The organism is Variovorax sp. FW305-3-2-15-B-LB1 (genome assembly GCF_058787635.1).
In genome coordinates, this window is sequence record NZ_JBYSZY010000019.1 from 1 (window position 1) to 12,803 (window position 12,803).

The window sequence follows — 12,803 nt, forward strand, 5'->3', positions numbered from 1 at the left end:
CCCCACGGCCTCCCCCAGCCACCACGCGGCCAGGACCAGCGCCGACACCGGCATCAGCGCCGTGAACAGCGCCGCCTCGGCACCGCGCAGCCGGGCGGCGCCCGCGTACCAGAGCAGGAAACCCGCCACCGTCGGCACCAGCGCGTAGTAAGCCACCCCGGCCAGCGCCTCGGCCGGCACCGGCTGAAGCCAGGCGCGCTCCAGCAGCGCCGGAACCACGGACAGCAGCAGTCCCAGCGCGACCATCGCCGTCGATTGCACGAGCGGCGCCAGCGGCACGCGCAGCCGCTTGTTGAGCAGGATGAACAGCGACTCCAGCGCCACCGCCCCCAGCACCAGCAGGTTGCCGAGCAGCGCGGTCGACGTGCGCTCGCCACCTCCGTCGCCCGGACGCAGCGTGATCGCCAGCACGCCCAGGCTCGCGAGCACGATCCCGCCCACCAGGTAACGCCCCGGCCGCTCGCGCAGCGCCAGCACAGCCACCAGTGCGGCCATGGCCGGCAGCGTGCCGGTCACCACGCCCGCATCGGCGGCCGGCGCCCAGCGCACGCCCAGGATCAGCAGCACCGTGTAGCCGACGCTGCCCGCCGCCGCCTGGCACAGCAGCAGCACGGCGTCGTGGCGGTCCGGACGCGGCCAGCGCACGCGCAGGAACCCCATCAGCGCCACGAACACGGGCAGCGCCAGCGCAAAGCGCAGCGCGGTCGCCGTGAACGGCGGCAGGCCGCTGGCGATGAGCTTGCTCGCGACCACCGTGCTGCCGACCGTGACCATCGCGAGCGCGCACAGCCACATTCCCTTGCTTCGTTCCGACATCCTGATCGCCTTCCGTTCTGCAGAAAGCGCGAGCGTCTCCCGCCAGGGGCGCGGCGGTCTTGAACGAAATTGCAGGAATCGAGCTAGCGCGCCGCCGCATACGCCCCGGGCGTGAAGCCCAGGAAGCGCACGAAGGCCCGGGTCATGTGGCTCTGATCGGCAAAGCCCGCGCCGGCCGCGGCATCGGCCAGCGCCCTGCCCTGCGCGATCAGTCGGCGGGCGCGCGACAGCCGGCATTGCTGCAGCCAGGCATGCGGCGGCAAGCCGAAGGCAGCTGCAAAGCCACGCAACAACTGGTAGCGGCTCAGGCCCGCCTCGCGCGCCAGTTCGGCGAGCGTGGGCACGTGGATGCAGTCGTCGGCGATGCGTGCACGTGCACGTTCCATCGCTGCCGGCGCCACACGGCGCGGCGACTCAGGAGCCCGCGCGCCGGGGGCATCGCGCAGCAGTTGCAGCACGCCCTGCTCCAGCGCCAGCGCGTCGTCGCCTTGGACGACGGCCACGAACAGCCGGTCGAAGCCCTGCCGCAGTGCCGGATCGCTCAGCACCGGCCGCGTCAGCTCGAACCCCGGGGGCACACCGTCCGACAGCAGCGCAGGCGCCAGATGCAGCATCCGCCAGGCCCGCGCTTCACCTCGCATCGCAACGCCGTCGTGCACCTCGCCCGGATTCACCGTGATGACATCGCCGCGCACCGCCTCGACCGCGCCACGCCCGCTGGCGGAGCGCTGTCCGCCGCGGTCCATCACGCCGATGCCGAACACGTCGTGCATGTGGCGCGGAAAGCTGCGCTTCGATTCGGCCGCGATCGCCTGCAGGCCCGGCAGCGCCGAGCCGCGGATGCGCACGGCATCGACGGGCTCGGACCTCGATGCCATGCCGGAAAACCTCAGCGCGCCTGCTTGGCCAGCCAGCCGCGCAGCCGCTCGACGCCCTGCACCAGCCGCTGCGGGTCTTTCGACGCGAAGCACCAACGCAGCCAGCCCTGCGCCTCGGGCGCGAAGGCGTTGCCCGGCGCGAGCCCCAGGCCGGCTTCGGCGACCAGGCGCTTGGCGAGCTCGAGCGAATCGCCGAAACCCTCGAGCCGGAAGAAGGCATACATGCCGCCCTTGGCCGGCGCCACCTGCACGCCCGGCACGGCCGCCAGCAGCGGCACCAGCGTGTCGCGGCACTGCTTCAGGTGCGCGACCACGCGCGGCGTGATGTCGGCCGTGTGCTCCAACGCCGCGATGGCGGCGCGCTGCGTGAACACGCTGGCGCACGAGGTGTTGAACTCGATCAGCTTGCCGATGCCGTCGACCATCGCCGGCGGCAGCACCAGCCAGCCGAGGCGCCAGCCGGTCATGAGGAAGCTCTTCGAGAAGCTGTGCGTGACGACGAGGCGGTCGTCCGGCGTCGAGATGTCGAGAAAGCTCGGCGCACAGCCATTCGGCGTGGGCTCGAAGTACAGCCGCTCGTACACCTCGTCGGCCAGGATCCAGGTGCCGGTTTCGCGGCAATGGTCGAGCACGGCCTGCTGCTCGTCGCGCGTCATCGTCCAGCCCGTGGGGTTGTTCGGCGCGTTGACGATCAGCAGCTTCGTCTTCGACGTGACCGCGGCGCGCAAGGCGGGCAGGTCGAGCGTCCACTGCCCGTTCACCGGCACCAGCGGCACGGTGCGCACCTGCGCGCCCATGATCGCAGGCTGCGCCGTGAGGTTGGGCCACACGGGCGTGACCGCGACCACGTCGTCGCCCGCATCGACCAGCGCCTGCACCGCGAGCATCAGCGCACTCACGCCGCCCGAGGTGACGGCGATGCGCGAGGCGTCGACCGTCGGGTGCAGGCGGCTGGTGTAGCGCGCGATGGCTTCGCGCAGCTCGGGCAGGCCGAGGTTGTGCGCATAGAAGGTTTCGCCGCGCTGCAGCGACTCGATGGCCGCCTGGCGGATCACCTCGGGAGTGACCTCGTCGCTCTCGCCGAACCAGAAGGCGAGCACGTCGTCGCGGCCCATGCCGGCATTGGCGACTTCGCGGATCTTCGAGGCTTCGAGGTGGTGGATGGCTTCACGCATGTCGGGGAGTTCCTGTGCTGTCGGGGTCATGCGCCTCAGGGGCGCTTCATCTTGCAAGAGGTGGGCTGCTCGGCGCGCTCGGGTGCGATCGTCTTGATCACGCGAAAGCCATAGCCCGAGCCCTCGACGTCGAACTGCACGCCAGGCTTGCCCTGCTTGTCCATCACACCCACCACGAGCTGCTGCTGGAACTGGTGGTCGGCCGCGCGCATGCGGCCACGCTGGCCGTACAGGCTCACGTCGGCCTGCTCCAGCGCGCGCGCCAGCGGCACGGCCTCGGTGCTGCCCGCGCGTTCCAGCGCCTGCGCGAGCGACTCGACCAAGAGCTGCATGCGCATGTGCACGTAGTCGTCGGCCGGGCGCGGAAAGCGCGTGCGGAAGGCCCGGTAGAAAGCCTCGGACTGCGGCGTCTGCACGTTCGGCAGCCAGTCGGCCACCGCGACCACGCGGCCGATGCCCGCGTCGCCGATGGCGGCCGGCGCGCCCAGCGCATTGCCGTAGAAGGTGTAGAAGCTGCCGTTGAAGCCAGCCTCGCGCGCGGCCTTCACGAGCAGCGTGAGGTCGTTGCCCCAGTTGCCGGTGACCACCGCCTGCGCGCCGCTGGCGAGGATCTTGGTGGCGTAGGGCGCGAAGTCCTTCACCTTGCCCATCGGGTGCAGCTCGTCGCCGACGATCTCCACGTCGGGGCGCTGCACGCCCAGCTGGCGGCGCGACTCGCGCAGCACGGCCTGGCCGAAGCTGTAGTCCTGGCCGATCAGGTAGACGCGCTTGAGCGCCGCGTCGTCCTTGACCACGTCCATCAGCGCGGCCACGCGCATGTCGGCATGGGCGTCGAAACGGAAGTGCCAGAAGCTGCAACGCTCGTTGGTCAGCACCGGATCGACCGCCGAGTAGTTCAGGAAGATCGCGCGGCGCGAGGGGTCGCGCTCGTTGTTCTTGTCGATGGCATCGATCAGCGCCGCGGCCGTCACCGACGAATTGCCCTGCAGCACGATGCGGGTGCCGTCGTCCATGGCCGCGCGCAGCGCCGACAGCGCCTCTTCGTTCTGGCCCTTGCTGTCGTAGCGGTCCAGTTGCAGCGGCCGCGCGCCGCCGGCCAGCTTCACGCCGCCGCGCGCGTTCACGCGCTCCACGGCCCACTGCAGGTTGCGGAACACGGCCTCGCCGGTGTTGGCAAACGGGCCGCTCATGCTCTCGATGAGCGCCAGTCGGATGGGGGCGGGTTGCGGGGCCTGGGCCAGGCCGGCGAACGGGGTCGCGCATAGCGCCGCCGCTGCGAATTTCAAGGCCTGGCGGCGCCAAATAAAGGGGGTTTTCATTGTCTTGAAACGCGTGCCGATGCGCCTAGATGAGGTGTCAAGCGGCACTCACGATGGAAAGGCCGCGCAGTGTAAGGGACACACATTCCATGTCCCCATTGTGTTCATTCACCCAGGAGTTTTCGCCATGTTCTTCACCCCCACCCACCGCGCGCATTTCGCTCCCCGTGCCCACGACCGCGCCTTCGAGCGCTTCGTGAACGAGGCCTTCGCCGGCGCCCGCCGCTCCCCTCTGGTCGAGCAGGACGACAAGAGCTGGACCCTGTCGCTGGACGTGCCCGGCCTGTCGCGTGAAGACCTGTCGGTGGCCATCGAAGGCGCCGTGGTCCGCATCGAAAGCAAGGCCGAAGCCAAGCGCCAGATCAAGCTCGCCTACGAGCTGCCGCAAGCCATCGACCTGGCCACCAGCGAAGCCAAGCTGGAGAACGGCGTGCTGACCCTGAAGCTGGGCAAGCTGGTGCCGGCAAGCCAGGTTTCGAACTTGCAGATCAACTAGTCCCGGCGATGCCCCCACGAAGAAAATGTTAGTGACAGCTTGTTTTGACTTTAAACAAGCGCCGTATTCACAATAGTGCCAAATAACGTCACATGATGTGACGATTTATTAGTACTTTCTTCTTCGTGGGCATCTCGTAAACGCATCGAGTTCCCGGGCGGTGCGGACAGCGGGTGTGCCTCAAGGCACCATGAAAACGCACCTGCAGTCAGCCAATGACAACGAACGGTCCGACACGCTCCTGATCTTCCTGCCAGGGGCCTACCTCAAACCCGAAGAGTTCGAGCGCGAGGGCTTCATCAGCGCCGTGCGCGAGCGGCACCTCGCAGCCGACGCACTGCTGGTCGATGCGGACGTCTCCTACTACTACGACCAGACCCTCAGCGAGCGGCTGCACGCCGACGTCATCGAGCCGCAGCGGGCCAAGGGCTACACCTCGATCTGGCTGGTCGGCATTTCCATCGGCGGATTCGGCGCGCTGATCCACGAACTGGCGCGGCCGGGCTCGGTGGACGGCATCGTGGCGCTGGCGCCCTACCTCGGGCGCCGCGTGCTCGGTGCGGAAATCAAGAAGGCCGGCGGCCTGCGCGCCTGGCAGGCCCCCACCGGGCCGCAGCCCGACGAGGAACCCGACCGCAAGCTCTGGCCCTTCTTCCAGCAGTACCTGGCGCCGAAGCCTTCCCAGGACCTGCCGCCGCTGTACCTGGGTTTCGGCCTGGCCGACCGCTTTGCCAGCAACCACAAGCTGCTGGCCGACGCCCTGCCCCCGGGGCGCGTGTTCACGACCGAAGGCGGCCACGACTGGCCCGAGTGGCGCCAGCTCTGGCGCAACGTGCTCGACGTGCTGCCGCTGCCCTCGCTGGGGCGTGCACGGCAGCAGCCGGCTACACGGTTTCCGGCAGCGGCGTCTCGGGCGTCATCAGCGATGCCATCGGCCATCGCGGCTTGACGTCGAAGGCGTAGCGCTCCGAAGCCTGCGACAGGCCCGACTGCAGCCGCATCGCGGCCGCCATGGCGATCATGGCGCCGTTGTCGGTGCACAGGTGCAGCTCGGGGTAGTGCACGCGCACCTTGCGCTTGGCGCAGGCCGCGTTCAGCTGCTCGCGCAGGTTCTTGTTGGCCCCCACGCCGCCGGCCACCACCAGCCGCTTCAGGCCGGTCTGGTCCAGCGCCGCGAGCGACTTCTTCAGCAGCACTTCGACGATCGCCGCCTGCGTGGAGGCGGCCAGGTCGGCCTTGCGCGCCTCGAGCTGGTCGCCGAGCTTCTTGGCCTGCGTGAGCACGGCCGTCTTCAGGCCGGCAAACGAAAAATCGAGGTCGCCGCTGTGCAGCAGCGGGCGCGGCAGCTTGAAGGCCGCGGCGTCGCCGCCTTCGGCCAGCTTCGCGAGCCAGGGGCCGCCGGGGTACGGCAGGCCCATGAGCTTGGCGCTCTTGTCGAAGGCCTCGCCGGCCGCGTCGTCGATGGTTTCACCGAGCAGTTCGTAGCGGCCCACGCCGTCGACCCGCATCAGCTGCGTGTGGCCGCCCGACACCAGCAGCGCCACGAACGGAAATTCGGGCGGGTCGGCGCTCAGGAACGGCGACAGCAGATGCCCTTCGAGGTGATGCACCCCCAGCACCGGCTTGCCCAGCGCCACGCCGAGCGCGCAGGCCACGCCCGCGCCCACGAGCAGCGCACCGGCCAGGCCCGGGCCGCGCGTGTAGGCCACCACGTCGATCTCGGCCAGCGAGCGTCCGGCCTCGGCCATGACGGCTTCGGTGAGCGGCAGCACGCGGCGGATGTGGTCGCGGCTGGCCAGCTCGGGCACCACGCCGCCGTAGGCCTGGTGCATGGCGATCTGGCTGTGCAGCGCGTGCGAACGCAGCAGCGGCAGCGCGTCGCCGTGCGACTCGACCAGCGCCACGCCGGTCTCGTCGCAGGATGATTCGATTCCCAACAAGAGCATGGCGCCGAGTGTAGGGGCCGCCCGCCGGCGGCGCCCGCGAAGGGGCAAGCAAGGCACGGAAGTTGCACGAGCGGGATGCGCTCCTTCTGCGCCCCCACGAATGACTTCCGGCCTGAGCTTCCTGATCGCCGCGCGCCGATGCGAGATCGACGCGCTGGACCAGCTCGCGCGCACCAGCGAGCTGGTCGGCGCCATCGGGCGGCTCGTGCATGCGCTGCAGCGCGAGCGCGGCATGTCGAACGTGTTCCTGGCCTCGCACGGCGGGCGCTTTGCCGACCAGCGCGGCCCGCAGATCGCCGAATGCCTGGCGCTCGAGCAGCAGGTGCGCGCCGGCTTCGATCGGCTCGAGGCCGAGCACCATCGCGCGGTGGGCGCCGGCCATGGCGCGCGCCTGTTCAGCCGCATCGCCTGGGTGCTGCCCGGCCTGGACGCTCTGCCCGCGCTGCGCCGGCGCATCGACGCACTCGAACTCCAGCCGGTGCAGGCCGTGGCCGCCTTCGCCAAGCTGGTGGCCGGCCTGCTGGCGGTGGTGTTCGAGGCGGCAGACGGCGCCACCGACCCCGAGATCTCGCGCCTGCTGGTGGCGATGTTCAACTTCATGCAGGGCAAGGAGTTCGCCGGCCAGGAGCGGGCCTTCGGCGCCGCCGCGCTCGCGCTGGGCCGGGGCGACGACGCGCAGCGCCAGCAGTGGAGCCATCTCATCGAGTCGCAGGAGCGCTGCTTCCAGGTGTTCATCGATTTCTCGGGCGACGCGGTGCGCACGCTGTGGCACGACAGCCAGTCGGACGCCGTGCTGGCCGAGCTCGAGCGCCTGCGCCGCAAGGGCGCCACCTCGGTGCCCGCCGACGCGGTGCTGAGCCAGGCCTGGTTCGACTGCTGCACGCGGCGCATCGACGCCATGCAGACGGTCGAGAACCGCCTCTCGGCCGACCTGCGCGCGCTGTGCGACCACAAGACCGCCCAGGCGCGCAGCGAGCTGGCGGCCTACCGGCAACTGCTCGGCACGCTGGCCCCGCAGGCCGGCGGCGCGCTCTTCTTTGACGATGCCCAGCAGGCGCAGGACGCCACGCCGGCGCAGCTCGGGCGCCACCTCGAACGCTCGGTGCTCGACATGGTCCAGGAGCAGTCGCAGCGCCTGCAGGCCATGAGCGACGAGCTCGACACCGTGCGGGCCTCGCTCAACGAACGCAAGATCGTCGAGCGCGCCAAGGGCCTGCTGATGGCGCACCGACGCCTGAGCGAGGCCGAGGCGCACAAGATGCTGCGCCAGACCGCCATGAACCAGAAGCGCCGCCTCGTCGACGTGGCCGAGTCGATGCTGGCCATGGCCGACTACCTGCCGCTCGAACCTGCACCGCGGCGCTGACCCGGGCCGCTTGGATTGGTGCAGCGCACAACAGTTGTGCGTAGCCCGGTTTCGCAGGCCGACTGGAACTTTCTCCTGCACCGGCGCGCCCTGCCAGCTATCTTTTCCATAGCTCCCAACGGCAGTTGCGGGCTGGCACACCGCTTGCATGGAGCTTGTCACAGACCGCAAGGTCTTCAGGCAGGTTGCACCCAACGGCGGGTGCGGCCCACCGAACCGGACAAAGGCGTCCCCATCCCGCAAGGGCTCGTTCACGAGCAGCCCCTGCGCGGTGCGGACGCCTTTTCGTTTTTGTCTTTCACTTCTGGAGCCCCGCCCATGTCCGATCTGCTGCTGAAAACCAAACTGAGCCGGCGCCGCGTGCTGCAGGCCGCCGCCCTCGGCGCCGTGGGCATCGACCCCGCGCTGCGCGCCGCCGTCTGGGCCCAGGGCTCGGACAAGCCCGAGAAGGAAGAAGTGAAGATCGGCTTCATCCCGCTGACCGATTGCGCCAGCGTGGTGATGGCCTCGGTGCTGGGCATCGACAAGAAGTACGGCGTGAAGATCGTGCCGAGCAAGGAAGCCAGCTGGGCCGGCGTGCGCGACAAGCTCGTGAACGGCGACCTCGACATGGCGCACGTGCTCTACGGCCTCGTGTACGGCATGCACCTGGGCGTGAGCGGGCCGAAGAAGGACATGGCCGTGCTCATGACCCTGAACAACAACGGCCAGGCCATCACGCTGTCGAAGAAGCTGGCCGACAAGGGCGCGGTCGATGCGGCCTCGCTCGCCAAGCTCATCGCCAAGGAAAAGGGCGAATACACCTTCGCCCACACCTTCCCCACCGGCACGCACGCCATGTGGCTCTACTACTGGCTCGCCTCGGCCGGCATCGACCCGTTCAAGGACGTGAAGAACATCACCGTGCCGCCCCCGCAGATGGTGGCCAACATGCGCGTGGGCAACATGGACGGCTACTGCGTGGGCGAGCCCTGGGGCCAGCGCGCGATCATGGACGGCATCGGCTTCACCGGCATCACGACGCAGGACATCTGGAAGGACCACCCCGAGAAGGTGCTGGGCTGCACCGCGGAGTTCACGAAGAAGTACCCGAACACCGCGCGCGCCGTCACGGCCGCGATCCTCGAGGCCGGCAAGTGGATCGACACCGGCCTGCAGAACAAGAACAAGATGGCCGAAACCATTGCTGACAAGAGCTACGTCAACACCAGCGTGGACGCCATCAACCAGCGCATCCTGGGCCGCTACACCAACGGCCTGGGCAAGAGCTGGGACGACCCCAACCACATGAAGTTCTACAACGGCGGCGCCGTGAACTTCCCGTACCTGTCGGACGGCATGTGGTTCCTCACGCAGCACAAGCGCTGGGGCCTGCTGAAGGAACACCCCGACTACCTGAAGGTGGCCACCGAGATCAACCGCATCGACATCTACAAGCAGGCCGCCGCCGCCACGCAGACGCCCGTGCCCAAGGACGTGCTGCGCACCAGCAAGCTCTTCGACGGCACCGTCTGGGACGGCAAGGACCCGAAGAAGTACGCCGAGTCTTTCAAGCTCCATGTCTGAGGAGAAACGCACCATGGTCAGCGCTGTCTTCCATTCCCCGCTCGACGCCGTGGCCTCGCAGGTCGCCGCGCCCGTGGTGTCCAGGCCCCTGGCACCCGCCCCCGCTGCGGCCGCTGCGGCGGCGGCACCCGTGCCCCGCACCCGCACGCCCCTGGACCTGCGCGCCTTCTGGATGCGCGTGCTCCCGCCGTTCCTGGGCTTCGGCCTGCTGGTGCTGGTGTGGGAGATCGTGGCCATGAAAAGCACCACCGGCTTTCCTTCGCCGCTGGCCACCTGGCAGCAGGCGCTCACGGTGTTCAGCGATCCGTTCTACAGCAAGGGGCCGAACGACCAGGGCGTGGGCTGGAACGTGCTCTCGTCGCTGCAGCGCGTGGCGCTGGGCTTCGGACTGGCGGCAGCGGTCGGCATTCCGGCCGGCTTCGCCATCGGGCGCTTCGAGTTCCTCTCGCGCATGTTCAACCCGCTCATCAGCCTGCTGCGCCCGGTGTCGCCGCTGGCCTGGCTGCCCATCGGCCTGCTGGTGTTCAAGGGCGCCAACCCGGCCGCGATCTGGACCATCTTCATCTGCTCGATCTGGCCGATGGTCATCAACACCGCCGTGGGCGTGCAGCGCGTGCCCAGCGACTACATGAACGTGGCCAAGGTGCTCAACCTCAGCGAATGGAAGATCCTCACCAAGATCCTCTTTCCCGCCGTGCTGCCCTACATGCTCACCGGCGTGCGCCTGGCGGTGGGCACCGCGTGGCTGGTGATCGTCGCGGCCGAGATGCTCACGGGCGGCGTGGGCATCGGCTTCTGGGTGTGGGACGAGTGGAACAACCTCAACGTCGCCAACATCATCATCGCGATCTTCGTGATCGGCATCGTCGGCCTGGTGCTGGAGTTCGCGCTCATCAAGCTCGCCACCGCATTCACGTTCGAAGAGGTGAAGTCATGAGCCGCACGGCCGCTCCGAAGGCGAATACCGCAGCGCTGCTGCGCGGAGGTTTCCAATGAACGACGACAGCAAGTACATCGAGATCCACGGCGTCGAACAGGCGTTCAAGACGCCCAAGGGCCGCTTCGTCGCGCTGCGCGACGTGAACCTGAACGTGGCCAAGGGCGAGTTCGTCACGCTCATCGGCCACTCGGGCTGCGGCAAGTCGACGCTGCTGAACCTGATCGCCGGGCTGACCACGCCCACGCAGGGCGTGCTGCTGTGCGCCAACAAGGAAATCAAGGGCCCGGGGCCCGAGCGCGCCGTGGTGTTCCAGAACCACTCGCTGCTGCCCTGGCTCACCTGCTTCGAGAACGTGTACCTCGCGGTCGAGCGCGTGTTCGCGGTCACCGAGAACAAGGCGCAGCTGCGCGAACGCACCGACGCGGCACTCGCGCTGGTGGGCCTCACGCCCGCGGCGCAGAAGCGCCCCGGCGAAATCTCGGGCGGCATGAAGCAGCGCGTGGGCATCGCCCGGGCGCTGTCGATGGAGCCCAAGGTGCTGCTGATGGACGAGCCCTTCGGCGCGCTCGACGCCCTCACCCGCGCCAAGCTGCAGGACGAGCTGCTCGCCATCGTGCAGAAGACGCGCAGCACCGTCGTCATGGTCACGCACGACGTCGACGAGGCCGTGCTGCTGAGCGATCGCATCGTGATGCTCACCAACGGCCCGGCCGCCACCATCGGCGACGTGCTGGCGGTGGACATCGCGCGTCCGCGCAACCGCGTCGCGCTGGCCGAAGACCCGGCCTATGTGCATGCGCGCAAGGCGGTGATCGATTTTCTCTACACGCGCCAGGCGCACGTGGAGAAGGCCGCGGCCTGACCCGGCAGGCGCGGCACGACGGGCGTCAGGACATGATGACCTGCAGGCTGTGCTCGTACCACCCGGTCAGGCGCTCGAAGGTGTCCACGAGTGCCTCGCTGGAACGCACCAGCGTGGCGCGCCCATCGGCACTGTCGAGCGCCTGCACACCGCCGACGAGGCGCAGCCACTCGTCGCGCGCGCTCGCCAGCCCGGCGCGGATCTCGGGCGAGCTGAGCGGGGCACGCTCCAGCTCCAGCAGCGCGGCTTCGAATTCGTTCATGGTCGGCAGCAGCCGTTCGCGCGAGGCACCGGCCGCGAGCGTCGAGGCCAGCAGCGCGTCCTTGGCCAGCCGCTGTGCGCGCATGCGCTGCCGCCCGCAGATGTTGACGATGCGCAGCGCGCGCCGCGCACCCGAGGCCTCCAGCGCGTCCGTCAGCGACTCGGCCGCCGACAGCAAAGCCTCGCCGCGCGCATCGATCGCGGCCAGCCCTTGCGACACGGGCTTGGCAGCCAGCAGCACGGCCAGCGCGAGCCACGCGGCCTGCACCTCGCCGAGCGCCCGCACGCCGGCCGGGCCCAGCTCGAGGGCCGTCAGATGATCCAGCGTCTGCTGCACCCGCTCGGTCGACTGCGTGCGCAGCACGCGCGCACGCTGCGCGTCGATGCCGGCCGCGAGCTGCGCCGCTACGCGTACCAGCCGCTGCGAGAGCATGCGCAGCTGGCCCGCGCGGTTGATCGCCTCGGCCCATTGCGCGGCCTCGATGACCGAGCGCGACACCTCGCCCAGCCGCAGGTTGGCGTGCATCGCGGCGCCGCGCAGCAGGCCGAAGGCCTCGTCCTCGCCGATGCCGCGCGCGGACATCAGCAGGCCCTTGGCGCGGTCGACCCACTTTCGCTCGTCCATGCGCGTGCGCAGGGCGTAGAGCTCGGTGCGCAGCGCGGCCTCGCGGGTCCAGCGGGCCTGCGCCTGCGCGGTCAGTGCGGCGAACGCATCGGCGCTCTCGATGGGTACCCACCCGTGCACGCCCGCGGCCACGAGCGCCGCGTGCTGCGCGCCGTCCAGCGGCGCGCTCATCACGCCCAGTGCGCATGGCGGTGCGCCGCCCCAGGCAGCCAGTGCTTCGAGCAGCGCGTCGAGCTGCGGCTCTGTTTCATCCAGATGCACCAGGACCATCGACGGTGCGAGCGCCTGCGTGCGCTGCACCAGCGTGTGGCAGCCCGCGCGCCCGAGCACCGCGACGCCCGCGGCATCGATCGACAACTGCAGCGACGCCGGCAAGGGCTCGCCTTCAGCGGGTTCAGGGGAAAGGACGACGAGAAGGGACATGGCGGCAAGGTGTGGCAAGGCCCGGGAAGCATAGGTCACGCCAGCCTGCATCCGCAGGCACGCCTCTTGCATCGAAGGGGGCACGGTGTAACGAAGCACCGCTTTGGTGAGGCTGCAGGTCCCTGCATCC

Annotated in this window: 12 protein-coding genes; 6 read left to right on the plus strand and 6 right to left on the minus strand. The window is 69.4% G+C overall.

Going from position 1 to position 12,803, the window contains the following annotated elements; all coding sequences use genetic code 11:
* The 4 genes from AC3WQR_RS14120 to AC3WQR_RS14135 form a co-directional block, all read right to left on the minus strand.
* Positions 1-816 (minus strand): DMT family transporter (locus AC3WQR_RS14120; RefSeq protein WP_492742442.1); only part of this gene is annotated, 816 nt, incomplete at its 3' end.
* Between the two features lie 83 nt (positions 817-899).
* Positions 900-1,694, minus strand: a complete 795-nt coding sequence (locus AC3WQR_RS14125; RefSeq protein WP_447745798.1) for an AraC family transcriptional regulator — start codon at positions 1,692-1,694, stop codon at positions 900-902.
* An 11-nt stretch (positions 1,695-1,705) separates the two neighbouring features.
* Positions 1,706-2,899 carry a pyridoxal phosphate-dependent aminotransferase gene (locus tag AC3WQR_RS14130; protein WP_082818144.1) on the minus strand — a complete coding sequence of 398 codons (1,194 nt, stop codon included), beginning with the start codon at positions 2,897-2,899 and terminating at the stop codon, positions 1,706-1,708.
* A gap of 5 nt (positions 2,900-2,904) precedes the next feature.
* Positions 2,905-4,188, minus strand: a complete 1,284-nt coding sequence (locus tag AC3WQR_RS14135) for a branched-chain amino acid ABC transporter substrate-binding protein (protein WP_062475434.1) — start codon at positions 4,186-4,188, stop codon at positions 2,905-2,907.
* Positions 4,189-4,315: 127 nt separating this feature from the next.
* Here AC3WQR_RS14135 and AC3WQR_RS14140 point away from each other — a divergent pair, with 127 nt between their 5' ends.
* Together AC3WQR_RS14140 and AC3WQR_RS14145 are read left to right on the plus strand one after the other, a co-directional pair.
* A complete protein-coding gene (locus tag AC3WQR_RS14140) occupies positions 4,316-4,684 on the plus strand; it encodes an Hsp20/alpha crystallin family protein (protein WP_159276089.1) in 369 nt (122 codons plus the stop codon).
* 190 nt (positions 4,685-4,874) lie between these two features.
* Positions 4,875-5,633: an alpha/beta hydrolase gene (locus AC3WQR_RS14145; protein WP_062475441.1), complete on the plus strand. Its 759-nt coding sequence runs from the start codon at positions 4,875-4,877 to the stop codon at positions 5,631-5,633.
* Here AC3WQR_RS14145 and tsaD read toward each other — a convergent pair.
* Positions 5,569-6,630, minus strand: coding sequence for a tRNA (adenosine(37)-N6)-threonylcarbamoyltransferase complex transferase subunit TsaD (tsaD, locus tag AC3WQR_RS14150; RefSeq protein WP_139702818.1), 1,062 nt, complete (start codon positions 6,628-6,630; stop codon positions 5,569-5,571). The two genes, AC3WQR_RS14145 and tsaD, sit on opposite strands and share 65 nt — an antisense overlap.
* Positions 6,631-6,730: 100 nt before the next feature.
* Between tsaD and AC3WQR_RS14155 the strand changes: the two genes are divergently transcribed.
* From AC3WQR_RS14155 to AC3WQR_RS14170, 4 genes are all read left to right on the plus strand, one after another.
* Positions 6,731-7,996 (plus strand): nitrate- and nitrite sensing domain-containing protein, encoded by a 1,266-nt coding sequence (locus AC3WQR_RS14155; RefSeq protein WP_492742443.1) that lies wholly within the window; start codon positions 6,731-6,733, stop codon positions 7,994-7,996.
* 318 nt (positions 7,997-8,314) lie between these two features.
* Positions 8,315-9,562, plus strand: a complete 1,248-nt coding sequence (locus tag AC3WQR_RS14160) for a CmpA/NrtA family ABC transporter substrate-binding protein (protein WP_062475451.1) — start codon at positions 8,315-8,317, stop codon at positions 9,560-9,562.
* A gap of 13 nt (positions 9,563-9,575) precedes the next feature.
* Complete coding sequence (gene ntrB / locus AC3WQR_RS14165; protein ID WP_492742444.1) at positions 9,576-10,499, plus strand: nitrate ABC transporter permease; 924 nt, start codon at positions 9,576-9,578, stop codon at positions 10,497-10,499.
* 55 nt (positions 10,500-10,554) lie between these two features.
* Entirely contained in the window at positions 10,555-11,364 is an 810-nt protein-coding gene (locus tag AC3WQR_RS14170) for an ABC transporter ATP-binding protein (RefSeq protein ID WP_492742445.1), read from the plus strand.
* A 25-nt stretch (positions 11,365-11,389) separates the two neighbouring features.
* On the opposite strand, the gene AC3WQR_RS14175 is transcribed toward AC3WQR_RS14170, so the two are convergent.
* A complete protein-coding gene (locus AC3WQR_RS14175; protein ID WP_492742446.1) occupies positions 11,390-12,673 on the minus strand; it encodes an ANTAR domain-containing protein in 1,284 nt (427 codons plus the stop codon).
* Positions 12,674-12,803: the final 130 nt, after the last annotated feature.

Bases quoted from the DNA above. Each gene is read 5' to 3' on its own strand.
- AC3WQR_RS14125 (WP_447745798.1), bottom strand. From the start codon at position 1,694: ATGGCATCGAGGTCCGAGCCCGTCGATGCCGTGCGCATCCGCGGCTCG.
- AC3WQR_RS14130 (WP_082818144.1), bottom strand. From the start codon at position 2,899: ATGACCCCGACAGCACAGGAACTCCCCGACATGCGTGAAGCCATCCAC.
- AC3WQR_RS14135 (WP_062475434.1), bottom strand. From the start codon at position 4,188: ATGAAAACCCCCTTTATTTGGCGCCGCCAGGCCTTGAAATTCGCAGCG.
- AC3WQR_RS14140 (WP_159276089.1), top strand. From the start codon at position 4,316: ATGTTCTTCACCCCCACCCACCGCGCGCATTTCGCTCCCCGTGCCCAC.
- AC3WQR_RS14145 (WP_062475441.1), top strand. From the start codon at position 4,875: ATGAAAACGCACCTGCAGTCAGCCAATGACAACGAACGGTCCGACACG.
- tsaD (WP_139702818.1), bottom strand. From the start codon at position 6,630: ATGCTCTTGTTGGGAATCGAATCATCCTGCGACGAGACCGGCGTGGCG.
- AC3WQR_RS14155 (WP_492742443.1), top strand. From the start codon at position 6,731: ATGACTTCCGGCCTGAGCTTCCTGATCGCCGCGCGCCGATGCGAGATC.
- AC3WQR_RS14160 (WP_062475451.1), top strand. From the start codon at position 8,315: ATGTCCGATCTGCTGCTGAAAACCAAACTGAGCCGGCGCCGCGTGCTG.
- ntrB (WP_492742444.1), top strand. From the start codon at position 9,576: ATGGTCAGCGCTGTCTTCCATTCCCCGCTCGACGCCGTGGCCTCGCAG.
- AC3WQR_RS14170 (WP_492742445.1), top strand. From the start codon at position 10,555: ATGAACGACGACAGCAAGTACATCGAGATCCACGGCGTCGAACAGGCG.
- AC3WQR_RS14175 (WP_492742446.1), bottom strand. From the start codon at position 12,673: ATGTCCCTTCTCGTCGTCCTTTCCCCTGAACCCGCTGAAGGCGAGCCC.